The sequence below is a fragment of the Stenotrophomonas sp. 80084_Sma genome (assembly GCF_056481995.1).
The window spans coordinates 4,608,048-4,633,808 of the sequence record NZ_CM151177.1 but is presented as its reverse complement, the minus strand read 5'-3'; the positions used below and the strand labels follow the sequence as shown (position 1 = coordinate 4,633,808).

Here is a 25,761-nt window from a genome sequence, read left to right as displayed (position 1 = left end):
GATGGCGGCCGCGCAGGGGGCCCCGCACTGGGCCGACATCGGCGAATCCACCTCGGTGGCCGGCGTGCTGTTCCTGTGCTGGGTGCACCGCTGGTTCGGGCGCTGGCCGTTCCGCCTGTGCGTGTGGCCGGTGGTGGCCTGCCACTGGCTGGGCAACCGCGTTGGCCGCCAGGCCTCGATGCAGTACCTGCAGCGCCTGCAGGCGCACAGCGGTGCGCTGGGTCGCGCGCCGACCCGGCGTGACAGCCTGCGCCACTTCTTCGCGTTTGCCGACACGATGCTGGACAAGATCCTCGGCCTGGGCGGACGCTATCCGGCCGAACGCATCCACCTGCATCGCGACCTGGTGCTGGAAAAGATCGCGCGCCGCGAGGGCGGGCTGATCCTGACCGCGCACATCGGCTGCCTGGAGCTGTGCCAGGTACTGGCCGAACAGGTGCCGGGGTTCCGCATCACCGTGCTGGTGCACACCGCGCATGCGCAGCGCTTCAACCGCCTGCTGCAGCGGCTGGACCCGCTGGCGGCGGTGGAGCTGGTGCAGGTAACCGAAATGGGCCCGGCCACGGCGGTGATGCTGGCAGAGCGCGTGGCGGCCGGTGGCTTCGTCGCCATCGTCGGCGACCGCACGCCGGTGCAGGGCGGCCGCAGCGTCACTGCCGATTTCCTTGGCCACCGCGCCCCGTTCCCGATCGGTGCCTACGTGCTCGCCGCCGCGCTGGGCTGCCCGGTCTACACCATGGCCTGCCTGCACCAGGGCGAGGGCTATCGCGTGGCGTTTGAACAGTTCGTCGAACGCATCGTGCTGCCGCGTGGCTCGCGCGATGCCGCGCTGGCCGAACAGGCACAGCGCTTCGCGCGCTGGCTGGAACTCCAGGTCATCCAGTCCCCGTTGGACTGGTTCAACTTCTTCCCCTTCTGGGATCAGGCTCCGCATGATGACTGACGCCGTACCCGTGTGCCGCTTTGGCGATGCACCGTTGACCATTGAAGACGTGGTTGCTCTGGCCCAGCGCCAGTGCGAGGCCGCACTGAGCGAGGCGCCGGCGTTCCGCGCACACATCCAGCGCGGTGCCGACTTCCTCGACCGCCTGCTGCGCGAGGACGGCGTGATCTATGGCGTGACCACCGGCTACGGTGACTCGTGCACGGTGAACATCCCGCCGGCGCTGGTGGCTGAGCTGCCGCACCACCTGTACACCTACCACGGCTGTGGCCTGGGCCGTTACCTGGACCCGGTCGAGACCCGTGCGGTACTGGCCGCGCGCCTGGCGTCGCTGGTGCGCGGCATGTCCGGTGTCAGTGTGCCGCTGCTGGAAGGCCTGGCCACGCTGCTGCAGCACGATGTACTGCCGATGATTCCGGCCGAAGGCTCGGTCGGTGCCAGTGGCGACCTGACCCCGCTGTCGTACGTGGCCGCTGTGCTGTGCGGCGAGCGCGAGGTGCTGCACGACGGCCGCGTGCAGCCGGCGGCGGATGTGCTGGCCAAGATCGGCATGACCCCGCTGAAGCTGCGACCGAAGGAAGGCCTGGCGATCATGAACGGCACCGCCGTGATGACCGGCCTGGCATGCCTGGCCTGGCAGCGCGCCGATTACCTTGCGCGCATGGCCACGCGGCTGACTGCGTTCAACGTGCTGGCCAGCGACGGCAACGCGCATCACTTCGACGAAACCCTGTTCGCCGCCAAGCCGCACCCGGGCCAGGGCCGCATCGCCGCGCGCCTGCGCAGCGACCTGCACAGCGAGCGTCCGCCGCGCAATGAACAGCGCCTGCAGGACCGCTACTCGCTGCGCTGCGCGCCGCATGTGATCGGCGTGCTGGAAGACAGCCTGCCGTTCCTGCGCCAGCTGATCGAAACCGAGCTGAACAGCGCCAACGACAACCCGCTGATCGACGCCGATGGCGAGCGCATCCTGCACGGCGGCCACTTCTACGGCGGCCACATCGCGCTGGCGATGGACACCCTGAAGAACACCGTGGCCAACGTCGCCGATCTGCTCGACCGGCAGCTGGCGCTGGTGGTCGACGCCCGCTACAACCATGGCCTGCCGGCCAACCTGTCGGCGGCCACCGGCCCGCGCGCAGCCATCAACCATGGCCTGAAGGCGCTGCAGATCAGCGTTTCGGCCTGGACCGCCGAAGCGCTGAAGCAGACCATGCCGGCCAGCGTGTTCTCGCGTTCCACCGAATGCCACAACCAGGACAAGGTCAGCATGGGCACCATTGCCGCGCGCGATTGCCTGCGCGTGATCGAGCTGACTGAACAGGTGGTGGCCGCGATGCTGATCGCTGCCCGCCAGGGCCTGGCGCTGCGCGAACGGGTTGGCCTGAACGCGCAGCTGCATGGCAGTCTGGCCGACATGTACGCCGACCTGGGGCAGCGCATCGCCCTGGTTGAAGAAGACCGCGCGCTGGATCGCGAACTGCGGGAACTGCTGGTGGAGATCCGCGCGCAACGTTGGGAGCTGTATGCCGGTGAATGAGGCCATCGAACGGGTCGGCGAGATTGCGCTGACCCCCGCCTTCCATGACTGCGATCCGATGAACGTGGTCTGGCATGGCAACTACTTCAAGTACTTCGAGATCGCGCGCTGCGCGCTGCTCGGGCGCTACGACTACGACTACCCGCAGATGCTCGAATCGGGCTACCTGTGGCCGGTGGTCGATGCGCGGGTGAAGTACGTGCGTCCGTTGCTGTTCAACCAGGCCCTGCGCGTGATCGCGCGCATCGTGGAATGGGAGAACCGGCTGAAGATCGAGTACGAAATTATCGATGCGCAGAGCGGCCAGGTGCTGACCCGTGCGATGACCATCCAGGTCGCGGTGGACGCGGCCAGCAAGGAAATGTTGTACCAGTGCCCGCCGGTACTGTGGGAACGCCTGGGAGTGCCCGCGCCATGAACCGAGCGAACCGTTTTGCGCGCGCACTGCTGTGCGCGTTGCTGCTGCTGGTCGCACCGCTGGTGCAGGCGGCCGACCCCGCCATCGATGCGATCACCCAGGCGGTGGCGCGGCCGGATGTGCTGCGTGGCCAGTTCAGCCAGGAAAAGCAGGTAAGCGGCTTCAAGAACCCGCTGCGTTCTCAGGGCCGGTTCGTGGTCGCGCGCCAGCACGGCGTGATCTGGACCACGCTCAAGCCGTTCCCCTCCGAGGTGGTGGTCACCGCCGACCGCATCCTCAGCCGCCAGCGCGATGGCAGCACCCGCGTCGAACTCGATGCACGGCAGCAACCGGCGATGCGTTCGGTGAACGCGATCATGTTCGCGCTGATGAGTGGCGACGTGCAGGCGCTGTCCAGCCAGTTCAACGTGGCGGCCAGCCGTGAAGGACAGGGCTGGCGGCTGCGCCTGACGCCGAAGTCGGCGATGCTGGCCAAGGCTTTCGAATCGCTGACCCTGCAGGGCGACCGCTACGTGCGCCAGGTCGAGATCGTCGAGGCCAACAAGGACCGCACGCAGATCCAGTTCAGCGCGTTGAGCGAGACGCCGGCCACGCTCAATGCCGACGAGGCCCGCCGCTTTGAGTGAGGCCGCGGCATCGAACGCACCGGACCGGTTGCGGCGCTGGTGGCACTGGCTGGGCATCGCCTGGCTGCTGGTGCTGGTGGTACTGGGCGCGCAGCAGTGGCACCTGTGGAGCCAGCAATCGCGGATCGACACCGACATCCTCGCCCTGCTGCCGCAGGATGCACACGACCGCCTGTTGAGCGATGTCACCCGGCGCATTGCCGATGGCAGTTCGCGGCAGGTGGTGGTGCTGCTGGGCAGCAAGGACGGCGCCGCCGCCAAGCGTGCGCAGGCGGCTTTTGCCGCGGCCATGGCCAAGGACGCCGATCACGCCCTGCTGGTACCCAGCGGCTCGATCGAAGGCTGGTTCGATGAGGCGCGCGCGTTCTACGCGCCGTACCGTGACCGCCTGCTGACCCCGGCCCAGCGCGAGCAGTTGCAGGGCAGCGAGCCGGGCGCGCTGGCAGAACAAGCGTTGGCTGCGCTGTACGGCCCGATGGGCGCGCCGCGCCTGACCGACTGGCGACAGGACCCGTTGTCGCTGTGGCCGCAATGGTGGCAGCAGCAGGCGCAGGGTTCGGGACTGCGGCTGGGCGATGACGGCCTGCTCGAAGCCGAGGACAAGCATTGGGCCGCGCTGCAGTTCGACACGCCGGGTTCGGCGTTCCAGCTCGACGGCGAACGCCATCTCGATGGCCTGCTGGAACGTGCCGGGCAGGCAGCAAAAGCGGCCGCTCCGGATCTGGAGATCCTGCATGCCGGCGTGCCACTGCACGCCGAAGCGGCCGCGGTGCAGGCCAACCAGGAGATCAACACCATCGGTTGGGGGTCGCTGGCGGCGGTGCTGCTGCTGGTGTGGCTGGCATTCCGCTCGCTGCGGCCGATCCTGCTGGTCGCCGCCTCACTGCTGATCGGCTGTGGCGTGGCGCTGGCAGTGACCGTGCTGGTGTTCGGCAAGGTGCACGTGCTGACCCTGGTGTTCGGTGCATCGCTGGTGGGCGTGGCCGAGGATTACGGCATCCACTGGTTCGCTTCGCGCCAGGCCGAGCCGGCCGATCGTCGCTGGAAGCTGCTGCGGCACCTGTTGCCGGGCCTGTGGCTGGCGTTGCTGACCAGCGCACTGGCCTACCTGGCCCTGGGCTTGGCCCCGTTCCCGGGCCTGCGCCAGATGGCGCTGTTCTCGGTGGTCGGCCTGGCTGCCGCCTTCCTCACGGTGATCTTCTGGTTCCCGTGGCTGGATGGTGGCGAGATCCGCCAGACCCGCTTCTCGCAGTGGCTGGGCAACACGCTGGAGCGTTTCCCGCGCCTGCATGGCCGCCGCGCGGTGACGATGTTCGTGGTGATCACGCTGGCACTGTCTGCCATCGGCATCGCGCGCCTGCAGAGCAACGACGACCTGCGCAGCCTGCAGTCGTCGCCGCCGGCATTGATGGCGCAGCAGATCCGCCTAAGCCAGTTGCTGGGCATGCCCAGCCCGGCGCAGTTCTACCTGGTGCAGGGTGCCGATGCCGCGCAGCTGCTGCAGCGCGAAGAAGCGCTGACCGAACGCCTGCGTGTATTGGCCAACGACAAGCGCATTGGTGGCTATCGCGCGATCAGCGATTGGCTGCCGTCGCCGTCGCGGCAGCAGGCCGATGCCGCGCTGACCGCGAGGGTGGAACCCGGCGTGCTGTCGGCCGTGTCCGAGGCCGTCGGCGAGCCGCTGCAGCGACCGCAGTTCGCGGCCGCACCACTCAGCGCCGAAGCCTTCCTGGCCTCGCCGGCCTCGCAGCCGTTCCGTCACCTGTGGGTGGGTGAGGTCGGTGGACAGATGATCAGCGTGGTGATGGTCGATGACCTGTCGCGCGCCGATGCGCTGGCCACCCTGCAGGGTGCGGCCGAAGGCCTGCCGGGCGTGCGCTGGGTGGACCGTACTGCCGACTTCTCCACGCTGCTGGGCCACTACCGCAAGCTGATGGGTGGGCTGCTGCTGGTCGGCATCGCGCTGGTGTTCGGCGCGCTGTGGCTGCGCTACCGCCGCCAGGCCTGGCGCGTGTTCGCACCGACCCTGATTGCCGGTGCCTTGACCCTGGGCCTGCTGGGTCTGTTCGGCCAGCCGCTGCAGCTGTTCAACGTGCTGGCACTGATGCTGCTGCTGGGCATGGGCATCGACTACGGCATCTTCCTGATCGAGCACCGTGGCGATGCCAGCGCCTGGCTGGCAGTGTGCGTGGGCGCGGCCAGCACCTGGCTGTCGTTCGGCCTGCTGGGCCTGTCGCAGACCCCGGCGCTGCGCGCGTTCGGCCTGACCCTGCTGTTCGGCATCGGCCTGGTCTGGTTGATCTCGCCGCTGTTCCGGCCGCCGCCACATGACCTGCCGCCAGCTTGAACCTGTCTTCCGACTTCCTTCTTTCCACCTGATCGAGCAACAAGGACGCACCGATGAATACTGCTGTGGATGCTGTCGAACGTACTGAAATCCTGATCATCGGCGCGGGCCCGGCCGGCTCGGTGGCCGCGGCGATGCTGCGCCAGCAGGGCCGCCAGGTGCTGATGCTGGAGCGCCAGCAGTTCCCGCGCTTCTCGATCGGTGAAAGCCTGCTGCCGCAGAGCATGGAGTACATCGAAGCGGCAGGCCTGCTGCAGGACGTGGTCGAAGCGGGCTTCCAGCACAAGAACGGCGCCGCCTTCGTGCATGGCGAGGCGCGCACCGCGTTCGACTTCAGGAAGAAGTTCTCGCCAGGTTGGGGCACCACCTACCAGGTGCAGCGCGCCGACTTCGACAACGTGCTGGCGCGCGGCGCCGAACGCATGGGCACCACGCTGCGCTTCGGCGATGAAGTGCTTGCGGTCGAGCCGGGCGAGCAGCCGGCGGTGACCGTGCGCCGCCCGGACGGCAGCGAGTACCGCATCGAGGCCGATTTCATCCTCGATGCATCCGGTTTCGCGCGCCTGCTGCCGCGCCTGCTGCAGCTGGAATCGCCGTCCAACTTCCCGGTGCGCGGGGCGATCTTCTGCCACGTGCGCGACAACATTCCGGCCGAAGCGGACTTCGACCGCAACAAGATCCTGATCACCACCCATCCCGAGCACATCGACGTCTGGTACTGGACGATCCCGTTCTCCAACGGCTGCTGCTCGCTGGGCGTGGTCGCCGAGCCGTCGTTCTTCGAGCGCTACGAGGGCGACGACCTGCAGAAGCTGCAGGCCATCGTTGGCGAGGACCCCAACCTGACCCGGCTGCTGGCCAACGCCGAATGGGCGGTGCTGCCGGTGCGTCGCATCACCGGTTACTCGGCCAATGTCAGCTCGTTGTGGGGCCCGGGCTACGCCCTGCTGGGCAATGCCGGCGAGTTCCTTGACCCGGTGTTCTCCTCCGGCGTCACCATCGCCTTCAAGTCCGCGCAGCTGGCCAGCGAATGCCTGGCGCGCCGCTATGCCGGCGAAACCGTCGACTGGGAAGCTGAATTCTCGATCCCGCTGCGTGCCGGCGTGAAGACCTTCCGCCGCTTCGTTGAAAGCTGGTACGAGGGCGGCTTCCAGAAGATCATCTACCACCCGCAGCAGCAGCCCGAAGTACGCGACATGATCAGTTCCATCCTGGCCGGCTACGCCTGGGACACCAACAACCCGTATGTGGCCGACGAAAGCGGCCGCCGCATGCGCGTGCTGGAGCAGCTGTGCAGCGCCTGATCGCCCGTACCGCGGCCGTGCTGCTGTGCCTGCTGCTGGCCGCCTGTGCCGGCCGCATGCCCAAGCCATTGGTGGAACTGCCGCCGCTGCGCCTGTCGCCGGCCAGCCTGCCGGCGCCGCTGGCATTGCAGCAGCAGCTGCATTTCCGGTTCGGTACGCATGAGCGCGACCTGGATGCTCTGCTGGAAGCCGATGCGCAGCAGGTGCAGCTGGCGGTGCAGGCGATGGGCCAGACCGGCGTGCGCCTGCAGTGGGACGGCCAGCAGCTGACCCAGCAGCGCGCGCCGTGGCTGCCGCCGCAGGTACGTGCCGAGCGTGTGCTGGATGACCTGCAGTTCGCGCTGTGGCCGACCGCGGCCATTGCCGCCGCGTTGCCGGCAGGTTGGCAGGTCAGCGATGACGGCCGGCAGCGCAGCCTGTCGCGCGACGGCACGGTGTGGCTGCAGCTGCAGCGCCTGGACGATGGCAGCGTGCAGTTGGACAACCGCGCCGAAGGCTATGCGCTGCGCATCGAATCGATCGACATGGCCGGGCAGGACCGATGAGTGCACCGATCTACCTGAACGACCTGGGCGTGGTCTGCGCGCTCGGCGATGGCCGCGCCGCGGTCGCGTCGGCGATGTTCGCCGATGTGCCGGGCGGGCTCAGCGACAACGACAGCCTGCTGCCGGGGCGCACCCTGGCGCTGGGAGAGGTGCGCACGCCACTGCCGGCGCTGGAGGACCTGCCGGTGGCCCTGCGCGGGCGCAACAACGCCCTGCTGGACGTGGCACTGGCGCAGATCGCACCAGCGGTGGCCGCCGCGATCGCCCGCCATGGTGCCGAGCGTGTGGCGGTGGTGCTGGGCACCAGCACCTCGGGCATTGGTGAATCCGAGCAGGCCCTGCGCACCCACGCCGAACAGGGCCAGTGGCCGCAGGGCTTCGATTACGCCCAGCAGGAAATGGGCACCGCCGCGCAGTTCGTGCGCCAGCGCAGTGGTGCACACGGGCCGGCATGGACCCTGTCCACCGCCTGCTCGTCCAGCGCCAAGGCGCTGATGTCGGCCGCCCGGATGCTGCGCGCCGGCATCGTCGATGCGGTGATTGCCGGCGGTGCCGATTCGCTGTGCCGCTTCACCGTGGCCGGCTTCAGCGCGTTGGAATCGGTGTCGGCACTGCGCTGCAATCCGTTCTCGCAGCACCGCTCCGGCATCAACATCGGCGAGGGCGCCGCGCTGTTCCTGCTTACCCGCGAGCCGGGTCCGGTGTGCCTGGCCGGGTGGGGCGAATCGGCCGATGCCCATCACATGTCCGCCCCCGATCCGCAGGGGATGGGGGCCATCGACGCCCTGCAGCAGGCGCTGCTGCGCGCCGGCTGGGGCGCCGACGAAGTGGATTACGTGAACCTGCATGGCACCGCCACCGGGCACAACGATGCGATGGAAAGCCTGGCGGTCTCGCAGGTGCTGGGCAATGGCGTGCCGGCCAGTTCGACCAAGCCGCTGACCGGCCATACGCTGGGTGCCTCGGGCGCGATCGAGGCGGCGCTGTGCTGGATCCTGCTGGCCGAGAACCCACAGCAGCAGCTGCCGCCGCACTGGTGGGACGGCGTGCCCGACCCCGCACTGCCGGTGCTGCCGCTGGTCGCGCCGGGCTCCTGCCTGGCGCAGGCGCCGCGGCGGGTGCTGAGCAATTCGTTCGCCTTCGGCGGCAGCAATGCCGTGCTGGCACTGGAGCGTCGATGAACACGCTGTACGCGATCGAGGACGTGGTGCCGCACCGCCAGGACATGTGCCTGCTGGAGCGCATCACGCAGTGGGACCAGGACACCCTCGAGGCTGAACTGGTGGTGCCCGAATCCGGCCTGTTCGTGGAGAACGGCGAAGTGCCGGCGTGGGTCGGCATCGAATACATGGCGCAGGCCATCGCGGCCTGGGCCGGCTGCCGCGCGCGTGCGGCCGGCAAGCCGCCGCAGCTGGGCTTCCTGCTCGGCAGCCGCCGCTACAGCAGTGCGCGCAGCAGCTTCCCCAGCGGTTCGCGGCTGCGCGTACAGGCGCGCTGCGAGCTGTTGGGTGACAATGGATTGGGGATGTTCGCCTGCCGCATCCTGGCGGGCGAGGACGAATGGGCGACAGCCAACGTGTCGGTGTTCGAACCGGCCGACGCGATGGCCTATCTGGAGAGTGGACAGGCATGACAGGGAATCGAAGCGTGCTGGTGACCGGCGCCAGCCGGGGCATCGGCCGGGCCATCGCGCTGCGCATCGCGCGCGATGGCTTCGACGTGGTGGTGCATTGCCGCAGCCGCCTGGAAGAGGCACAGGCCGTGATGGCCGAGATCCAGGCCTTGGGCCAGCAGGCCCGCGTGCTGGCGTTCGACGTAGCCGACCGCGAGGCCGCACGCGCCGCGCTGGAGGCTGATGTCGAAGCGCACGGCGCGTACTACGGCGTGGTCTGCAATGCCGGTATTGCCCGTGATGGCGCCTTCCCGGCGCTGTCGGCGGAGGATTGGGACCAGGTCATCCACACCAACCTGGATGGCTTCTACAACGTGCTGCATCCGCTGATCATGCCGATGGTGCGGCGGCGCAAGCCGGGCCGCATCGTCACCCTGTCGTCGGTGTCCGGGCTGGCCGGCAACCGCGGCCAGGTCAATTACAGTGCCGCCAAGGCCGGCATCATCGGTGCCACCAAGGCGCTGGCGCTGGAACTGGCCAGCCGCCAGATCACCGTCAACTGCGTGGCCCCGGGCCTGATCGAGACCGAAATGCTCAACGATGAAGTGATCGAACACGCGCTCAAGCTGATTCCCGCCGGCCGCGTCGGTCGTCCCGACGAAGTGGCGGCCACGGTGGCGTTCCTGCTGTCGGAGCCGGCCGGCTACATCACCCGCCAGGTGATCTCGGTGAACGGAGGCATGCTCTGATGGCTGCCGATCGTCGCGTGGTGGTCACCGGTGCCGCTGCCATCAGTCCGCTCGGCCACGACTGGCCGACCATCGAAGCGCACCTGCGCAGCTGCCGCAATGCCGTGCGCACGATGCCCGAATGGGATGTCTACGCTGGCCTGAACACCAAGCTGGCCGCGCCGGCGCAGGACTTCGAGCTGCCGCCGAACTACAACCGCAAGACCACCCGCTCGATGGGCAAGGTCGCGATCATGTCGGTGCGCGCCACCGAGGTGGCACTGCGCGAGGCTGGCCTGCACGAGCACCCGGTGCTGCGCAGTGGCCGTACCGGCGTGGCCTACGGTTCGTCCTCGGGCAGCCACGAGGCCACCGGTGAATTCGGCCGCATGCTCAACGAGTTCACCACCGACGGCATCAGTGCCACCACCTACCTGAAGATGATGAGCCACACCGCGCCGGTCAACATCGGTGTGTTCTTTGGTTTGTCCGGGCGCGTCTACACCACCTCCAGTGCCTGCACCTCGGGCAGCCAGGGCGTGGGCGCGGCCTACGAAGCGATCCGCAGCGGCAAGCAGACGGTGATGGTGGCTGGCGGTGCCGAGCAGCTCGATGCCACTGCCGCGGCAGTGTTCGACACCCTGTTCGCCACCAGCGTGCGCAATGATGCGCCGCAGACCACGCCGCGCCCGTTCGATGCCGGCCGCGATGGCCTGGTGCTGGGCGAGGGTGCCTGTACGCTGATCCTGGAAGACCTGGAGCACGCGCAGGCACGTGGTGCCACCATCCTTGCCGAAGTGGTCGGCTACGGCACCAACAGCGATGGCCAGCACGTCACCCAGCCCAGCGCCGACACCATGGCCCAGGCCATGCGCCTGGCGCTGGAGGATGCCGGGCTGGACGCGGCGCAGATCGACTACGTCAACGCCCACGGCACCGCCACCGACCACGGTGACATCGCCGAGACCCAGGCCACCGCGCAGGTGTTCGGCAGCCGCATGCCGATCAGCTCGCTGAAGAGCTACGTCGGCCACATGCTGGGCGCCTGTGGTGCGTTCGAGGCCTGGATGAGCATCGAGATGATGCGCGCCGGCTGGTTCGCGCCCACGCTGAACCTGGCCGAGGTCGATCCACGCTGCGGCCAGCTCGACTTCATCACCGGGCAGGGCCGTGAACTGCAGGCCGAGTACGTGATGAGCAACAACTTCGCCTTCGGTGGCATCAACACCTCGCTGGTGTTCCGCCGCTGGCGCGAGTGATCCACCGCCCCACCGCCGCTGTTCCCGCAACCTACCCGCACCCTCGACAAGGAGATGTTCCGATGCGCCGCACTCTCATGATCGCCACCGCCACCACGCTGCTGGCCCTGGCCTCCACCGCTTCTGCCCGCGATACCCGCGTGGAGCAGTCCCTGCAGGAACTGGTCAGTTCGCAGGCTGCCAAGGACGCCGGCATCGACGGCAGCGTCCGCTTTACCTGGCCGGCCAGCCGGTCAGCGTGCAGCAGCGCCTGGGCGAAGACGTGACCAACAAGAAGACCAACGCCGCCAACAAGAGCGATGCCGAGGCCTGCCGCTGGGTCGCGCTGTCGGCGCTGCGCGCGCTGCAGGACGGTGCCAAGTCGCGCGGCGCCAACGCCGTGGTCGACATCGTCAGCTACTACAAGAAGAACGAGTTCAAGAGCAGCACCAACTACGAATGCTATGCCGGTGCGATCCTCGCCGGTGTCGCGCTGAAGGGCACCTACGCCAAGGTCAAGTAAGCGCCCGTGTGGCGGCGGCGTTGGCTGAACGCCGCCGCCACATTGCTGAATCCCGCCGGGGAAACGCCGCCGATCACGCCGCCATCGTCGGCTGACGGCTTTCCCCGGTGTCGGCTTTCCGACACAATCATGGCTCTTCCCGGGTTATCGTCCCGCGGACATGCACGCCTACGTCTATAAAAGCCAACTCAAGCCGGACACCTACGTCTACGTTCCCCGTCGCGATGATTTCAGCGCGCTGCCTGCGCCGCTGCTCACCTCGCTGGGGACGCTCGCCTTCGTCCTGGACGTGGCCCTGGATGCCCAGCGCCGCCTGGCCCAGGCCGATCCGGAAAAGGTCCGCAGCGAAATGAGCGAGCGCGGGTTCTACCTGCAGGTGCCGCCATCGGTGGCCAGCCTGATGCCGCGCCACTATGACTGACACGTCCCGTCCGCGCGCCCTGTCGATCGCCTTCGCCGTCGGTGCCGTGCTGGCGCTGGGCGCCGCTGTGGGCGGCGTTCCAGGCGCCATCCTTGCGGCACTGGCGCAGCCGGCGTTCGCGCTGGGTGTGTCGTGGTGGCGTCGCAGCCGAGCGCTGCTGCCGCTGAAGGTCGTCGCGCGCCAGGACCTGCCGGCGCTGCTGGCGTTGTGGGCGGCCGCACCGCTGCTGCTGGCGCTGCTGCTGGCCTGGCCGCTGGCGGCGCTGCGCGACAGCGGCAGCCTGGCCGCGGTGCTGGGCCTGAGCGTGCTGGTCAGTGCCGGCCTGCTGGCGGCATGGCGTACCTGGCCGTTGTGGAACGATGTTGAACGCCTGGACGGCAATCTCGCCCAGCATTGGCAGGCGCTGGCCGGACGCGACCTGACCGCCTGGCGCGGTCTCGGTGTCGCCGCGCTGGTGATCGCGCTGGCTGCGCTGGTGGTGCTGCCGGCCTGGCCGGGCCTGTTGCCGGAAGGCGCGCGCTGGCCCGCCGCGCTGGCGGTGGTGCTGCTGTCTCCCGTGCTGCACCTGCTGCTGCAGCGGGTGGCGCCGGCACCCTTGGTGTCGCTGCGCGCGAGCCCGTTGGCCAGCGCCGGCAACGAGCACGAACCGATGTTCGCCGCTGCGGCCGAAACCGCGCCGCTGGAGGCGATGGCGCCGCAGGAGCTGACCCCGGCCCTGTATGAAGCCGCCCGCCATGGCCGCATCGACCGGGGCCTGCAGCTGCTGCAGGCCGGTGCCGATCCGTATGCGCTGCCGGACCCGAACTGGCGCGACCAGCGCAGCCTGGCGGTGCTGGCGGCGGTGCTGCCGGACCTGCGCCTGCTGCGCGAACTGATCGCCCGCGGCGTCGATGTGAATGCGCCGCACCGGGGCATGACCCCACTGCTGGCCGCCACCCGCGACAGCTGGCACGGCCGTCCCGAAGCGGTGATGACCCTGCTCGCCAACGGTGCCGATTCGCGTGCCATCGACAGCGATGGCAACACCCCGCTGCACCATGCCGCACGCAGTTCCGACCCGGGCGTGGCCGCGCTGCTGCGCGATGCCGCCGCCGAAGTCGACGCGCTGAACAACGAGGGCTGGTCGCCGCTGGCCGTGGCCTGCCAGGTCGGCAACTGGCGCCTGGCCCGCTTCCTGCTCGAACGCGGTGCGCGCAGCGAACCGGCCGAGGGTACGCCGGTGCTGCTGGCTGCGGCCGCCACCGAAGACGACGATCCGGCCGGCGTGCAGCTGCTGCTCAAGCACAAGGCGCGGGCTGACGCGCGTGATCGCCAGCGCCGCAGCGCGCTGCATGAGGCCGCACTGGCTGGCCACGTCGAGATCATCGGCGTGCTGCTGGGTGCCGGTGCCAATCTGGAAGCGCGCGATGCGCTTGGCCGTACGCCGTGGCTGGAAGCGGCCCGTGCCGGCCGCGCTGCCGTGGTCGAGCATCTGCTGCCGCACAAGCCGGATCTGGTTGCGGTGGACGGCGAAGGCCGCAATGCGGTGCAGCTGGCGGCGATGGCCGAGGATGTCTCGCCATTGCTGATCAAGCGCCTGGTCGAGCTGGGCATCGCCGCCGATGCCACCGATCCGGTTGGCCGCCGTGCGGTGGACTACGCCGCCGAAGCCGGTCGCTGGGCGATTGTGGCCCTGCTGGACCCGTCCTATCCGTTGCCGGCCGCCGTCAGTGATGGCCTGGCCGAGCGCGGCGAAGCCGCCAGCGCCAGTGGCCTGCTGCCGGACCGTCCGCCGCTGACCCTGCTGCGCGAAGCGCTGGGCTTCGGCAACACCGATGGCATGGCCGCGCTGGCCAAGCTGTGCCAGCCGGAAGAACTGGGTGGCCTGCTGCTCGATCCGGAACTGGCACTGGAGCCGCGTGCGGTCGATTGGCTGCTGGGCCACGGCGCCGATCCCTACGTGCGTGACGCCTGCTCCGACACGCCGATGTTCGCGCTGCTGTCGCGCGGCATCGATGCGGTGCCGGCGCTGCAGGTCATGCTGCAGCGCGGCCTGTCGCCGGCCGGACGCGGTGGCCTGGCGCGCTTCCTTGCCGCCTGCGCACAGCACGATCAGGCGGCCCGTGGCCTGGAGCAGCTGGCGCTGGAACTGCTGGAACGTGGTGCCGATCCGTTCGCGGCCTCGCCGGCGGGTGACCCGCCGTTGTCGCTGGCAGTGCGCCTGGGCTGGCTGCGCCTGCAGCAGGCCCTGCTCAAGGCCGGTGTCGATCGTGAAGCGCGTGACAGCCATGGCATGACCGCATTGCATCTGGCCACCGCATTGGCCCGCGAAGGCGCGCTGAAGCTGCTGGTGCAGCACGGTGCCTCGCCGGAAGCACGTGCCGCCGATGGGCAGACGCCGCTGGGCGTGGCGCTGTCGATCGGTCGCCGTGACCTGGCCGACTGGCTCGACTGGCGGGTGTGGCCGTTGCCGCGCCGCACCCTGCGCGAGGCCGATCTGCCGGCCGCTGCGATGGCCGGTGACGTCGATGCGGTGCGCCGCCTGATCGATCTGGGATTTGCCGTCGACGCAGTCGACGCACAGGGCTGCACCGCGCTGCTGCGTGCGGCCGGTGGTGGCCATCTGGCAGTAACCGACCTGCTGCTGGCACGCGGCGCCGATCCGCAGCACGCCGCTGCCAGTGGCGCGACGCCGCTGTCGGCGGCGGTCAGCATGCGCCAGGTGGACATCGTTTCGGCCCTGCTCGACGCCGGTGCCAAGCTGGAACACCGCCTGCCGGGCGGCGTGACCGTGCTGATGCTGGCCTCGGCGCTGGGCCTGCCGGACATCGTCGCGCGCCTGCTCACCGCCGGTGCCGACGTGCATGCCGGTGACGCGCAGCAGCTGGGCCCGCTGCACTGTGCCGCGCTGTACGGTTTCAGTGCCCGCGACCGCTCGCGCCTGCTGGCCCTGCTCGACACCCTGCTGCTGGCCGGTGCCGAACCGGACCAGGCCGCTGCCGGTTCGGTCACGCCGCTGCTGCTGCTGCTGGGTGCGCGTGCCGAGCCGGGTACCGCCTGCGACGAGCAGGTGGTGATGGCGGCGGTGGAACGCCTGCTGGATGAGGACGTGAGCCTGGACGTGCGTGATCCGCGCGGTTTCGGCCCGCTGCACCTGGCCGCGCTGCATGGTCTGCCGCTGCTGGTGCAGCGCCTGCTGCGCGCCGGTGCCGATCCGGAAGTGCGCGACAGCCTCAACCGCAGCCCGCGCGAGATCGCGGTGATGCGGGGCTTCATCGACGTGGCCGGCGAGTTCGAGCCGCGCGTGCCTGGCGTCTCGTCGATGGCGCGGTTCCTGCGCGACAACGGCTGATCGGGACCCAGTAGATCCACGCCATGCGTGGATGATCGTGTCCGGAATCCAAAGCATCCACGCATGGCGTGGATCTACTGCCGGAATCCGCAGTGGGTAGTGCCGGCCGCTGGCCGGCAACCTCATGAAACCACCGGAATTTCGAGGCTGCCGGCCAGCGGCCGGCACTACCGCAATCTGTGGTGGGTGCCGACCGTTGGTCGGCACGCCTACTTGCCGTCGCTTTCCGCGTCGGCCTCGAACAGGTGCATCAGGTCGTTGCGTGCATCGCGCGAGGTCTGGATCACCGCAGCCTCGTCGTCGTACACCAGGTACTGGTCGCGCAGCAGCTGCTCGTCGTGCTCACGGAAGCGCTGCACGTGGCGTTCAGCCACTTCAGGTGCAACACCCAATGCAGTCAGCACGCGCCCGCTCATTTCCAGGCTGGTGCCGAACACTTCGCGGAACGGCTCAGCCGACATGTCCATCAGGCGCCACGCATGCTGGCGGTTGCGTGCGCGCGCCAGCACCTTCGCGTCCGGGTACAACCGGCGCACCATGCGCACCGCGCGCAGGTTGGTCTCCGGGTCGTCCACGGTGATCACGAACACATCGATGTGCTCGCCGCCGGCCGCGCGCAGCATCTCCGGCCGGGTCGGGTCGCCGTAGTACAGCTGGTTGCCGAAGCGGCGCAGGTCGGCCACGGTATCGGGGTTCGCTTCCAGTGCCACGAACGGCACCTTCTGCGCGGTCAGCAGGCGCGCGATGACCTGGCCGAAGCGGCCCATGCCGGCAATCAGCACCTTCGGCCGGTTGTCCGGCGCCACCTTGTCGGCCTCGGCTGCCTCGCGCGGCGTTGCCTTCTCCTGGCCGAGCAGCTTGAGCAGCGCGATCATCAGCAGTGGCGTGATCGCCATCGACAGGCCGACGATCGCCACCAGGCGGTCATGGTTGGCGTTGCCCAGCAGGTGCGCGCGCTGCGCTTCGTTGAACACCACGAAGGCGAACTCGCCGCCCAGCCACAGCACGCTGCCCAGTAGCAGCGAGTGCCGTGAACTGAGCTTTGCGATGCGCCCGATCACGTACAGCAGGCTGAATTTGACCACCAGCAGGATCGCCACGCCGGCGGCGATCAGCCACGGCTCGGCAACGATGCGGTCGAGGTCGATGCCCATGCCCACCGCAATGAAGAACAGGCCCAGCAGCAGCCCCTTGAACGGCTCGATCTGCGCTTCCAGTTCGTGCCGGAACTCCGAATCGGACAGCAGCACGCCGGCCAGGAACGCGCCCAGGCTGGGGCTGAGGCCGGCCTCCTGCATGAACCAGGCGGTGCCCAGCACCACCAGCAGTGCGGTCGCGGTGAATACTTCCGGGCTGCGGGTACGCGCGATGATGCCGAACACCTTGCGCAGCACCGGTCGCCCGCACAGGATCACCACCGCCAGCGCGCCGAGGGCCACGGCGGCGTCTTCCCAGCGCAGGGTCTCGTTCTTTACCCCGCCCAGCAGCGGGATGGCCGCCAGCAGCGGAATCGCGATCAGGTCCTGGAACAGCAGGATGGCGAACCCGAGCCGGCCATGGTCGCTGTTGATCGCCTTGTGTTCTGACAGCAGCTGCAGGCCGACCGCGGTGGACGACAGCGCCAGTGCCACGCCCACCACCAGTGCGCTCTTCCATTGGAAATGGTCGAGCAGCAGCAGGCCGCCCAGCACCAGCCCGGACAGCGCCACCTGTGCCGCACCGGCACCAAACACCGAGCGCCGCATCACCTTCAGGCGGGCCGGCGACAGTTCCAGACCGATCACGAACAGCAGCATCACCACGCCGATCTCGGCGGCGCCGAGGATGCGGTCGGCGTCCTGCACAAAGCCCAGCCCGTCCGGGCCCAGCACCACACCGGCCGCCAGATAGCCCAGCACCGCGCCGAAGCCGAACTTCTTGAACACCGGCACGGCGATGACCGCCGCCAGCAGCAGCACCAGGGCCAGTTCCAGACCACCGCTATGCATGGGAATACCTGGTCATCGGAGAAGCCCGCGGTGCGTCCGTTCGGGTGGGGGAAGGGGAGGCGAGTGCCACCGCGTCATTATGCGCGCCGGCCTGTGTATGCACGAGCACAACCTGCCGGGCAGGCGCCCTGCGCAAGGCTGCCGGGTTGACCTGCATGGCCCACGGGTCCAGACTGCCCGCCGCTGGCGGCGCGTCCGTCGGCATACGCATCCCGGAGTCCCCAACCCATGTCCAGCGACAGTAGAAGTCGACCTTGTTCGACGCCAGCGATGGCCACCGCCTGACATCGGGACGGTTTGCCTGCGTTGGCGTTGCGCGAGGTCGCACCCCCACAAGGCAAAACCGATGAACCAGAAGCAATTGCTGCGCCCGGTGGCCGATGCCGCCGCACTGGCCGCACCGCTGGCGAACTACAACACCGCCGACGCGGTGGAATTCCTCAATACGCTGGAACTGACCCGCGCCGCGGAAACGCTGGCGGCGCTGCCGTTGCCGCGTGCGGTGAAGATGCTCGAAGCGCCGGAGCTGCACCGCAGTGGCGAACTGGTGGCCGCGCTGCCGCCGGCGCGGGCTGCGGCGCTGCTGGGCCTGATGGCCGACGACCGTGCCACCGACATCGTCCACGAGCTGGACGAAGAAGAACGCGCGCGGCTGATCCCGCTGCTCGGCACCGATGCCCGCCAGGCCATCCAGAAGCTGCTCAGCTACCCACCGAACACTGCCGGTGCGCTGATGACCACCGAGTACGTGGCGGTGCCTGCCAGCTGGACGGTGGCGCAGACCCTGCAGCACATCCGCCAGGTCGAGCGCACCCGCGAGACGGTGTACGCGATCTACGTGCTGGACCCAGCCAGCCAGCAGCTGCAGCAGGTAGTGACCATGCGCCGGCTGATCACCGGCCTGCCCGAGGAATCGATCCTGGATGTGGCCCAGGTCAATCCGCCGGTGACCGTGGATGCGCTGATGGACCAGGAGGAAGTGGCGCGGCTGATCCGCCGCCACGACCTGCTGGCGATCCCGGTGGTCGACGACCAGCAGCAGATGCTTGGCATCGTCACCGTGGACGACGTGCTCGATGCGCTGATCGAGGAGTCCACCGAAGACGCGCACAAGTTCGGCGGCATGGAAGCGCTGGACAAGCCGTACATGCAGATCGGCTTCTTCGAGATGCTGCGCAAACGCGCCGGCTGGCTGAGCGTGCTGTTCCTGGGTGAGATGCTGACCGCGAGCGCGATGCAGCACTACGAGGATGAACTGGCGCGCGCCGTGGTGCTGACCCTGTTCATTCCGCTGATCATGAGTTCGGGCGGCAACTCCGGCTCGCAGGCTACCTCGCTGCTGATCCGCAGCCTGGCACTGCGCGAACTGCGCCTGCGTGACTGGTGGAAGGTGGCCCTGCGCGAAGTGCCCACCGGCATGGTGCTGGGCGCGATCCTTGGCTGCCTGGCCATCGTGCGCATCGTGATCTGGCAGCTGGGCGGCCTGCACGACTACGGCGAACACTGGATCCTGCTGGCGATCACCATCGGCGCGGCATTGGTCGGCATCGTCACCTTCGGTTCGCTGTCCGGTTCGATGCTGCCCTTCATCCTGAAACGGCTCGGCTTCGACCCGGCCAGCGCTTCGGCCCCGTTCGTGGCCACCCTGGTGGACGTGACCGGCCTGGTGATCTACTTCAGCATCGCCGCGATGATCCTGCACGGCACGCTGCTGTAGGCCGGAACCACCGTGCTCCGGTAGGTGCCGACCTTGGTCGGCACGCAGAACAAAAAGGGGACGGAGGGGATTAAGTCGTTTGTGCCTCATGTGCCTTGAACGACTTAATCCCCTCCGTCCCCTTTTTTGGGGTACCGTAGGCGCATGAGTACCTACCACCTGCAGTCTGTGTTCCGTCCGCAGTCGGTCGCGGTGATCGGCGGCAGTCCGCGTGAGCGTTCGGCCGGCCGCGCGGTGATGCGCAACCTGCGCGGCACCGGCTTCCCCGGCAAGGTGGCGTGGATCAACCCGCGACACGCCGAGATCGATGGCATCCGCACGGTCAAGCGGTTGAAGGACCTGGACTGGGTGCCCGAGCTGGTGGTGATCACCGCACCGGCGGCGATCGTGCCGCAGGTGATACGCACCGCCGCCGAGCGCGGCGTGCAGGCCGCGATCATCCTCACCGCGCACCTGGGCGAAGGCCCGGGCTCGTTGTCGGAACAGGTGGAAACGGTGGCGCGCAAGCATGGCCTGCGCATCCTGGGCCCGCACTGCCTGGGTGTGATCGCACCGCATGCGCGGCTCAATGCCAGCATCGCCGCGCACTTCCCGCAGGCCGGCGACCTCGCGCTGATCTCCGAATCCTCGGCGATTGCGGCGGCGCTGGTGGAATGGGGTGTGGCGCGCTCGGTCGGCTTCTCCGCCGTGGTCTCGCTGGGCGACACGATGGACGTCGACTTCGGCGACCTGCTCGACTACTTCGCCACCGACTACCGTACCCGCGCCATCCTGCTCTACGTCGAGCAGATCGAGGATGCGCGCAAGTTCATGTCGGCCGCGCGTGCCGCCGCGCGTGCCAAGCCGGTGGTGGTGGTGAAGTCCGGCCGTTCCGAGCGCGTGCAGCCGGGCAGCCGCGATACCCATGTGCAGGCCCTGGCCCGCGCCGATGATGTGTACGGTGCTGCCTTCAACCGCGCCGGCCTGCTGCGCGTGGGGGCGCTGGACGAGCTGTTCACCGCCGCCGAATCGCTGGGTCGGTTGGGGACGTTCCCCGGTCGCCGCCTGGCCATCCTCAGCAACGGTGGTGGCGTGGGTCGCCTTGCGGTGGACCAGCTGATCGCATTGCGTGGCACGCTGGCCAACCTGTCCGACAGCACCATCGAGAAACTCGACGCGGTGCTGCCGCAGGGCTGGTCGCGCAGCAATCCGGTGGACATCGTGGTTGACGCCGATGGTGACCGCTATGCCGCGGCCATCGAAGCGCTGCTGGCCGACAACGAGAATGACGCGGTGATGGTGGTGAACGTGCCGACCGCGTTCACCTCATCGGCGGACGCCGCGCAAGCGCTCACCCGCACGCTCGGCCTGCGGCCGCGCCATCACCGCGACAAGCCGGTCTTCGCGGTGTGGCTGGGCAACGACGACCAGGCCACGGCCACGCTCAACGCGGCACGCGTCCCGACCTACCCGACCGAGGCCGAAGCCGTACGTGGCTTCCAGCATCTGGTGCGCTACCGCGAAGCGCAGAACGCGTTGATGGAAACGCCGCCCAGCCTGCCGCAGGATTTCAGTGTCGACACGGCCGCCGCGCGCGCACTGGTCGATGCCGCCCTGGCCAACGGCCAGCAGTGGCTGGACCCGCTGGCCACGCATGAACTGCTCAAGGCCTATGGCATTCCGTCCGCGCCGGTGATGCATGCGCGCGATGCGCACGAAGCGATGGACCTGGCGCAGCCGCTGCTGGAACGCGGTGCCACGGTCGCACTGAAGGTTCTCTCGCCGGATATTCCGCACAAGTCGGAAGTGGATGGCGTGCGCCTGAACCTGTCCACGCTGCCGGCGGTGCAGAGCGCGGCCAACGCGATCCTGTCGCGCGCACGCCAGCTGCGGCCGGATGCACGCATCGATGGCCTGCTGGTACAGCCGACCATCGTCCGCCCGAAGGCGCGCGAACTGATCGTCGGCATCGCCGATGACGCGACGTTCGGTCCGGTGATCGTGGTCGGTCGCGGCGGCACTGCCGTCGAAGTGATCAACGACAAGGCACTGGCGCTGCCGCCGCTGGACCTGCGCCTGGCCCATGAGCTGATCGGCCAGACCCGCGCCTCGCGCATCCTCAAGGCTTACGGTGACGTGCCGGCGGCTGACGAGCGCGCACTGGCGCTGGCGCTGGTGAAGCTGGCACAACTGGCTGCCGATATCCCCGAAGTGCGCACGCTGGACATCAACCCGCTGCTGGTCGACGGCAAGGGCATCCTCGCCCTCGATGCCCGCGTAGCGGTGGCACCGTCGCGCATTCTGCACAAGGGCCGCGGCCATCCGCGTTTCTCTGTGTTCCCGTACCCGAAGGAGTGGGAGCGCACCATCGAGCTGTCCGATGGCGGCCGTGCCTTCGTGCGCCCGGTGCGGCCGGAGGACGACGCACTGTTCCGTGCGTTCTTCGCCCGCGTCAGTGACGAGGATCTGCGCCTGCGTTTCTTCCAGTCGGTGAAGCACTTCAGCCACGAGTTCATCGCGCGCCTGACCCAGCTCGATTACGCACGCTCGATCGCGCTGGTGGCGATCGAACCGCGCAGCGGCGAAATGCTGGGCGCGGTACGCCTGCACGCCGATGCCGATTACCACCGTGGCGAGTACGGCATCCTGATCCGTTCGGACCTGAAGGGCCACGGCATCGGCTGGCGGTTGATGGCGATCATGATCGAGTACGCCAAGTGGCTGGGCCTGGACGTGGTCGAAGGCCAGGTGCTGCGCGAGAACAGCACCATGCTGGCGATGTGCCAGAGCCTGGGCTTCAAGACCAGGCTGGATCCAGACGATCCGACGGTGATGATGGTGACCCTGCCGGTGCAGCAGGTCGAGGTGCCGGCACCGGACTTGTAGAGTCGAGCTTGCTCGACTGTCGCCATCGGGAAGCAGTCGAGCAAGCTCGACTCTACGGCCAGGTTAGCGGAGGGGCTCCACCACCACCGCCGTGCCATAGCACAGCACCTCGGTCAGCCCGGTCATCACATCGGTGGCGTCGTAGCGCATGCCGATGATGGCGTTGGCGCCCAGCTGCCGCGCGTGCTTGACCATGTCGCGGTAGGTTTCCTCGCGAGCCTGTTCGCACAGTTCGGTGTAGATGGTGATGTTGCCGCCGAAGATCGTCTGTATACCGCCGAGGAAATTGCCGACGATCGAGCGCGAGCGCACGGTGATGCCGCGGACCACACCCAGATTGCGCACGACGCGATGGCCGGGCAGCTCGAAGGCGGTGGTGACCAGCGCATCGTCGAAGCGCAGCGCGGGCGGGGAAGGGGAGCCGCTGTTGTAGGGGTCTGCCATGGTCGCGTCCGTGTCGTTGCTTTCTGTAGAGTCGAGCCATGCTCGACTGGCTGTGGCGCAGTCGAGCATGGCTCGACTCTACAACGCAGCCGCCCGTTGCGGCATGGCTCCGTCACCGTGATGGCGCGACAATACCCCCATGACCAACCGTATCCCCCTGTTGCTACTGCCCGGCCTGCTCAACGATGCCGAGCTGTGGCGCTCACAGCTGGCTGACCTGGCCGACATCGCCGATTGCACGGTGGGCGACCAGACCCGCGGTGAAACCCTGCAGGGCGTGGCCGAAGACGTGCTGGCTCAGGCGCCGGAGCGCTTTGCGCTGGCAGGTTTCTCGCTGGGCGGCTTCGTCGCCCAGCAGATCCTGCGCATCGCGCCGGAACGTGTGCTGCAGCTGGCGCTGATCGATACCTCGATCCATGCCGATTCGCCGGAACGTGCCGAGCAGCGCCGCAGCCAACGTGCCAGCGTGCGCTTGCCGGGAAAATTCCACGGCTTCGGTGACGCGTTGATGCGCAGCTACATCGATGCCTCGCGGCTGGACGACTACGTGCTGGTGCAGCGTGTGCGCGACATGACCGGGCGGTTGGGCGCCGAAGTGTTCCTGCGCCAGAGCGCGCTGGAGCGCCGCGACGGCCATGACGTGCTGGCCGGCTACCGCGATCCGCTGCTGATCGTCTGCGGCGCAAACGACCGCATCACGCCGCTGGCGGTGAGCGAGGAGATGCACGCCCTGGTGCCGCACTCGCAGCTGGTGGTGGTGCCCGATTGCGGGCACCTGGCACCGATGGAGAAACCAGATGAAGTGAGTGCAGCGATGCGCGAGTGGTTGCTGCAAGGCGAGGGATAGCTCTGCCTTTGGTAGGTGTCGACCCTGGTCGGCACGATGTGCCATCGACCAACCAGAGGTCAGTGCCGACCAAGGTCGGCACCTACCGATTCCGATCCGTAACCGCGGATGGCCTCAATCCCAGGCCGGGGCAATCCCTTCCGGATTCGCCAGGCGATGGCCGCGATCCAGCTTGGCGACCTGCGCCATGTCTTCGTCGGTCAGGCGTACGGCCGCTGCTTCCAGGTTGGCTGCCAGGTTTTCGCGCTTGGTCGACGACGGAATGACCGAGAAGCCCTGCTGCAGCGCCCACGCCAGCGCAACCTGCGCCGGGGTGGCCTGGTGGCGGCCGGCAATGGCCTGGATCACCGGGTCCTTCAGCACTTCGCCATAAGCCAGGCTCATGTAGGCGGTGATGTGGATGCCGTTGTCCTGCAGGAACTTCACCAGCAGGCGGTTCTGCAGGTACGGGTGGATCTCGATCTGGTTGGTGGCGATGGCTTCGGCGCCGAGGATCTCGATCGCCTTGCGGGTCTGCGCGATGGTGAAATTGGAGATGCCGATCTCGCGGGTCAGCCCCTGCGCCTTGGCTTCGGCCAGTGCCGGCAGGTATTCCTCCATCGGCACATCGACCTTGTCATTCGGTGACGGCCAGTGGATCAGCGCCAGGTTGACGCGGTCGGTGCGCAGCTTCTCCAGACTGGTACGCAGGCTGGCCAGCAGCGCATCGCGCTTGAACTCGGTGATCCACACCTTGGTGGTCAGGTACAGATCATCACGCGACACGCCGGACTCGGCGATGGCCTGGCCGACTTCGGCTTCGTTGCCGTAGATCTGCGCGGTATCGATGGCGCGGTAGCCGACCTCCAGCGCATTGCGCACCGAGTCGATCACGGTCTGGTCTTTGAGGCGGAAGGTGCCGAGACCGAAAGCGGGGACAGTCATGGGAAGCTCCAACGGGGGGAAGGGAGTAGCAAAGGGAAGAGGGTAGGACAGGCACCGTATGCATGCCGGCAACGGTGCATTGCATGGATCAATGCGCGGTGGCGGCAATGCCGTCGGCGCGGTGGTCGACGCCATCGCGGCGGTCGAGGCGGCCACTGAGCACGGTCAGCGCGTAGGCCAGCACGACCACCAGCGCGCCCAGCCAGGGCGTATGCATCAGGCCGATGTGCTCCACCACCAGGCCGCCCAGCGAGGCGCCCAGGGCGATGCCGACGTTGAACGCGGCGATGTTCAGGCCTGAGGCCACGTCGGTGGCCTGCGGTGCATAGCGCTGCGCCTGCTTGACCACGTAGACCTGCAGGCCGGGCACGTTGCCGAACGCTACCGCACCCAGCGCCAGCACCGTCAGCAGCATCAACCAGGTGTTGTAGGCAGTGAACGTGAGCACGAACAGCACCAATGCCAGCAGTCCGAAGATGCGCTTCAGCGCGGGCACCGGACCCAAGCGGTCGGCCATGCGCCCGCCCCACAGGTTGCCGATCGCCACCGACACGCCGTACACCAGCAGCACCAGGCTCACGGCGTTGGCCGGAAGGCCGGTGACGTCCTGCAGGATCGGCGCCAGATAGGTGAAGGCCAGGAAGGTGCCACCGTAGCCCAGTGCGGTCATCGCATAGACCAGCAGCAGGCGTGGCTGGCCGAGCACGGCCAGCTGTTGGCGGAGGCTGGCCGGCGCACTCTGTGGCAGGTTGCGCGGAACGAACAACAGCGCGCCGATCAGGGCGACCACGCCGAGGCCGGCCACCGCCAGGAAGGTCGCCCGCCAGCCCAGATGCTGGCCGATGAAGGTGCCCAGCGGCACGCCGGTCACCAGCGCCACGGTCAGGCCGGTGAACATGATGGCGATCGCGCTGGCCGCCTTCTCCTTCGGCACCACGGCGGTGGCGATGATCGCGCCGATCGAGAAGAACACGCCGTGCGCCAGGCCGGTGAGGATGCGGGCGATGATCAGCGAGGTATACCCGGGTGCCATCCAGGCGACGACATTGCCGAGCGTGAACAACACCATCAGCGCCACCAGCAGTTGCTTGCGCGGTACGCGGCCGGTCAGCGCAGTCAGCACCGGCGCACCGATGGCCACACCCAGCGCGTACAGCGAGACCAGCAGGCCGGCCGAGGGCAGGCTGACCTGCAGGTCGCCGGCGATGGTCGGGATCAGGCCGACGATGACGAATTCGGTGGTGCCGATGGCAAAGGCACCGAGGGTCAACGCCAGCAGGGCGAGGGGAATGCCACGGGTCATGACAGGGTCCAGCAGGAGGAAGAGGCTGCGCAGTCTGCGCCGCCGACCTTTGCTGAAAAACCGGTCTTCACGCCAATCACTATTGCCGTGCAGTCAA

At 68.4% G+C, this 25,761-nt stretch carries 22 protein-coding genes; 18 read left to right on the top strand and 4 right to left on the bottom strand.

Translation table 11 applies throughout. The annotated features are described in order from the left end of the window. Window position 1 precedes the first annotated feature (1 nt). From ACZK3W_RS21275 to ACZK3W_RS21205, 15 genes are all read left to right on the top strand, one after another. Window positions 2-943, top strand: a complete 942-nt coding sequence (locus tag ACZK3W_RS21275) for an LpxL/LpxP family acyltransferase (RefSeq protein ID WP_293793775.1) — start codon at window positions 2-4, stop codon at window positions 941-943. Beyond that, window positions 933-2,483 carry an HAL/PAL/TAL family ammonia-lyase gene (locus tag ACZK3W_RS21270; protein ID WP_125893361.1) on the top strand — a complete coding sequence of 517 codons (1,551 nt, stop codon included), beginning with the start codon at window positions 933-935 and terminating at the stop codon, window positions 2,481-2,483. The genes ACZK3W_RS21275 and ACZK3W_RS21270 overlap by 11 nt, the downstream gene beginning before the upstream one ends. Next, window positions 2,470-2,901: an acyl-CoA thioesterase gene (locus ACZK3W_RS21265; RefSeq protein ID WP_012512468.1), complete on the top strand. Its 432-nt coding sequence runs from the start codon at window positions 2,470-2,472 to the stop codon at window positions 2,899-2,901. The genes ACZK3W_RS21270 and ACZK3W_RS21265 overlap by 14 nt, the downstream gene beginning before the upstream one ends. Beyond that, window positions 2,898-3,527 (top strand): outer membrane lipoprotein carrier protein LolA, encoded by a 630-nt coding sequence (locus ACZK3W_RS21260; RefSeq protein WP_006402016.1) that lies wholly within the window; start codon window positions 2,898-2,900, stop codon window positions 3,525-3,527. The genes ACZK3W_RS21265 and ACZK3W_RS21260 overlap by 4 nt, the downstream gene beginning before the upstream one ends. After that, window positions 3,499-5,874, top strand: a complete 2,376-nt coding sequence (locus tag ACZK3W_RS21255; protein WP_293793784.1) for an MMPL family transporter — start codon at window positions 3,499-3,501, stop codon at window positions 5,872-5,874. The genes ACZK3W_RS21260 and ACZK3W_RS21255 overlap by 29 nt, the downstream gene beginning before the upstream one ends. A gap of 53 nt (window positions 5,875-5,927) precedes the next feature. Then, the gene (locus ACZK3W_RS21250) at window positions 5,928-7,178 is read left to right on the top strand and encodes an NAD(P)/FAD-dependent oxidoreductase (protein ID WP_032129172.1); all 1,251 of its coding nucleotides are present in this window, start codon (window positions 5,928-5,930) and stop codon (window positions 7,176-7,178) included. Further along, on the top strand, window positions 7,166-7,723 hold the full coding sequence (locus ACZK3W_RS21245) for a DUF3261 domain-containing protein (RefSeq protein WP_107433485.1): 558 nt from the start codon (window positions 7,166-7,168) through the stop codon (window positions 7,721-7,723). The genes ACZK3W_RS21250 and ACZK3W_RS21245 overlap by 13 nt, the downstream gene beginning before the upstream one ends. Then, window positions 7,720-8,904: a beta-ketoacyl-ACP synthase gene (locus ACZK3W_RS21240; RefSeq protein WP_478450258.1), complete on the top strand. Its 1,185-nt coding sequence runs from the start codon at window positions 7,720-7,722 to the stop codon at window positions 8,902-8,904. The genes ACZK3W_RS21245 and ACZK3W_RS21240 overlap by 4 nt, the downstream gene beginning before the upstream one ends. Then, window positions 8,901-9,356, top strand: a complete 456-nt coding sequence (locus ACZK3W_RS21235; RefSeq protein WP_032129169.1) for a hotdog family protein — start codon at window positions 8,901-8,903, stop codon at window positions 9,354-9,356. The genes ACZK3W_RS21240 and ACZK3W_RS21235 overlap by 4 nt, the downstream gene beginning before the upstream one ends. After that, window positions 9,353-10,084 carry a 3-ketoacyl-ACP reductase FabG2 gene (locus tag ACZK3W_RS21230; RefSeq protein ID WP_049398676.1) on the top strand — a complete coding sequence of 244 codons (732 nt, stop codon included), beginning with the start codon at window positions 9,353-9,355 and terminating at the stop codon, window positions 10,082-10,084. The genes ACZK3W_RS21235 and ACZK3W_RS21230 overlap by 4 nt, the downstream gene beginning before the upstream one ends. After that, entirely contained in the window at window positions 10,084-11,322 is a 1,239-nt protein-coding gene (locus ACZK3W_RS21225; RefSeq protein WP_032129167.1) for a beta-ketoacyl-ACP synthase, read from the top strand. The genes ACZK3W_RS21230 and ACZK3W_RS21225 overlap by 1 nt, the downstream gene beginning before the upstream one ends. A gap of 62 nt (window positions 11,323-11,384) precedes the next feature. Then, on the top strand, window positions 11,385-11,588 hold the full coding sequence (locus ACZK3W_RS21220) for a hypothetical protein (RefSeq protein ID WP_478450257.1): 204 nt from the start codon (window positions 11,385-11,387) through the stop codon (window positions 11,586-11,588). Continuing rightward, on the top strand, window positions 11,561-11,824 hold the full coding sequence (locus ACZK3W_RS21215; RefSeq protein ID WP_478450256.1) for a hypothetical protein: 264 nt from the start codon (window positions 11,561-11,563) through the stop codon (window positions 11,822-11,824). The genes ACZK3W_RS21220 and ACZK3W_RS21215 overlap by 28 nt, the downstream gene beginning before the upstream one ends. A gap of 160 nt (window positions 11,825-11,984) precedes the next feature. Further along, window positions 11,985-12,245: a YcgL domain-containing protein gene (locus ACZK3W_RS21210; RefSeq protein ID WP_010482302.1), complete on the top strand. Its 261-nt coding sequence runs from the start codon at window positions 11,985-11,987 to the stop codon at window positions 12,243-12,245. Further along, the gene (locus ACZK3W_RS21205; protein ID WP_478450255.1) at window positions 12,238-15,576 is read left to right on the top strand and encodes an ankyrin repeat domain-containing protein; all 3,339 of its coding nucleotides are present in this window, start codon (window positions 12,238-12,240) and stop codon (window positions 15,574-15,576) included. The genes ACZK3W_RS21210 and ACZK3W_RS21205 overlap by 8 nt, the downstream gene beginning before the upstream one ends. A gap of 209 nt (window positions 15,577-15,785) precedes the next feature. Here the strand turns inward: ACZK3W_RS21205 and ACZK3W_RS21200 are convergent, their stop codons facing one another. Beyond that, window positions 15,786-17,564: a monovalent cation:proton antiporter-2 (CPA2) family protein gene (locus tag ACZK3W_RS21200; RefSeq protein ID WP_049398672.1), complete on the bottom strand. Its 1,779-nt coding sequence runs from the start codon at window positions 17,562-17,564 to the stop codon at window positions 15,786-15,788. A gap of 346 nt (window positions 17,565-17,910) precedes the next feature. Here ACZK3W_RS21200 and mgtE point away from each other — a divergent pair, with 346 nt between their 5' ends. Next, window positions 17,911-19,281: a magnesium transporter gene (gene mgtE / locus ACZK3W_RS21195; RefSeq protein ID WP_032129164.1), complete on the top strand. Its 1,371-nt coding sequence runs from the start codon at window positions 17,911-17,913 to the stop codon at window positions 19,279-19,281. Window positions 19,282-19,425: 144 nt separating this feature from the next. Then, complete coding sequence (locus ACZK3W_RS21190) at window positions 19,426-22,146, top strand: bifunctional acetate--CoA ligase family protein/GNAT family N-acetyltransferase (RefSeq protein ID WP_478450254.1); 2,721 nt, start codon at window positions 19,426-19,428, stop codon at window positions 22,144-22,146. 63 nt (window positions 22,147-22,209) lie between these two features. Here ACZK3W_RS21190 and ACZK3W_RS21185 read toward each other — a convergent pair whose 3' ends face one another. Next, the gene (locus ACZK3W_RS21185) at window positions 22,210-22,590 is read right to left on the bottom strand and encodes a YbjQ family protein (RefSeq protein WP_071228577.1); all 381 of its coding nucleotides are present in this window, start codon (window positions 22,588-22,590) and stop codon (window positions 22,210-22,212) included. A 139-nt stretch (window positions 22,591-22,729) separates the two neighbouring features. Here ACZK3W_RS21185 and ACZK3W_RS21180 point away from each other — a divergent pair, with 139 nt between their 5' ends. After that, entirely contained in the window at window positions 22,730-23,437 is a 708-nt protein-coding gene (locus ACZK3W_RS21180; protein WP_478450253.1) for an alpha/beta fold hydrolase, read from the top strand. 114 nt (window positions 23,438-23,551) lie between these two features. Here the strand turns inward: ACZK3W_RS21180 and dkgB are convergent, their stop codons facing one another. After that, window positions 23,552-24,361: a 2,5-didehydrogluconate reductase DkgB gene (gene dkgB / locus ACZK3W_RS21175; protein ID WP_478450252.1), complete on the bottom strand. Its 810-nt coding sequence runs from the start codon at window positions 24,359-24,361 to the stop codon at window positions 23,552-23,554. A gap of 88 nt (window positions 24,362-24,449) precedes the next feature. Beyond that, window positions 24,450-25,664, bottom strand: coding sequence for an MFS transporter (locus ACZK3W_RS21170; protein WP_478450251.1), 1,215 nt, complete (start codon window positions 25,662-25,664; stop codon window positions 24,450-24,452). Window positions 25,665-25,761: the final 97 nt, after the last annotated feature.

Bases quoted from the DNA above. Each gene is read 5' to 3' on its own strand.
- ACZK3W_RS21275 (WP_293793775.1), top strand. From the start codon at position 2: ATGGCGGCCGCGCAGGGGGCCCCGCACTGGGCCGACATCGGCGAATCC.
- ACZK3W_RS21270 (WP_125893361.1), top strand. From the start codon at position 933: ATGATGACTGACGCCGTACCCGTGTGCCGCTTTGGCGATGCACCGTTG.
- ACZK3W_RS21265 (WP_012512468.1), top strand. From the start codon at position 2,470: ATGCCGGTGAATGAGGCCATCGAACGGGTCGGCGAGATTGCGCTGACC.
- ACZK3W_RS21260 (WP_006402016.1), top strand. From the start codon at position 2,898: ATGAACCGAGCGAACCGTTTTGCGCGCGCACTGCTGTGCGCGTTGCTG.
- ACZK3W_RS21255 (WP_293793784.1), top strand. From the start codon at position 3,499: ATGCCGACGAGGCCCGCCGCTTTGAGTGAGGCCGCGGCATCGAACGCA.
- ACZK3W_RS21250 (WP_032129172.1), top strand. From the start codon at position 5,928: ATGAATACTGCTGTGGATGCTGTCGAACGTACTGAAATCCTGATCATC.
- ACZK3W_RS21240 (WP_478450258.1), top strand. From the start codon at position 7,720: ATGAGTGCACCGATCTACCTGAACGACCTGGGCGTGGTCTGCGCGCTC.
- ACZK3W_RS21235 (WP_032129169.1), top strand. From the start codon at position 8,901: ATGAACACGCTGTACGCGATCGAGGACGTGGTGCCGCACCGCCAGGAC.
- ACZK3W_RS21230 (WP_049398676.1), top strand. From the start codon at position 9,353: ATGACAGGGAATCGAAGCGTGCTGGTGACCGGCGCCAGCCGGGGCATC.
- ACZK3W_RS21225 (WP_032129167.1), top strand. From the start codon at position 10,084: ATGGCTGCCGATCGTCGCGTGGTGGTCACCGGTGCCGCTGCCATCAGT.
- ACZK3W_RS21220 (WP_478450257.1), top strand. From the start codon at position 11,385: ATGCGCCGCACTCTCATGATCGCCACCGCCACCACGCTGCTGGCCCTG.
- ACZK3W_RS21210 (WP_010482302.1), top strand. From the start codon at position 11,985: ATGCACGCCTACGTCTATAAAAGCCAACTCAAGCCGGACACCTACGTC.
- ACZK3W_RS21205 (WP_478450255.1), top strand. From the start codon at position 12,238: ATGACTGACACGTCCCGTCCGCGCGCCCTGTCGATCGCCTTCGCCGTC.
- ACZK3W_RS21200 (WP_049398672.1), bottom strand. From the start codon at position 17,564: ATGCATAGCGGTGGTCTGGAACTGGCCCTGGTGCTGCTGCTGGCGGCG.
- mgtE (WP_032129164.1), top strand. From the start codon at position 17,911: ATGAACCAGAAGCAATTGCTGCGCCCGGTGGCCGATGCCGCCGCACTG.
- ACZK3W_RS21190 (WP_478450254.1), top strand. From the start codon at position 19,426: ATGAGTACCTACCACCTGCAGTCTGTGTTCCGTCCGCAGTCGGTCGCG.
- ACZK3W_RS21185 (WP_071228577.1), bottom strand. From the start codon at position 22,590: ATGGCAGACCCCTACAACAGCGGCTCCCCTTCCCCGCCCGCGCTGCGC.
- ACZK3W_RS21180 (WP_478450253.1), top strand. From the start codon at position 22,730: ATGACCAACCGTATCCCCCTGTTGCTACTGCCCGGCCTGCTCAACGAT.
- dkgB (WP_478450252.1), bottom strand. From the start codon at position 24,361: ATGACTGTCCCCGCTTTCGGTCTCGGCACCTTCCGCCTCAAAGACCAG.
- ACZK3W_RS21170 (WP_478450251.1), bottom strand. From the start codon at position 25,664: ATGACCCGTGGCATTCCCCTCGCCCTGCTGGCGTTGACCCTCGGTGCC.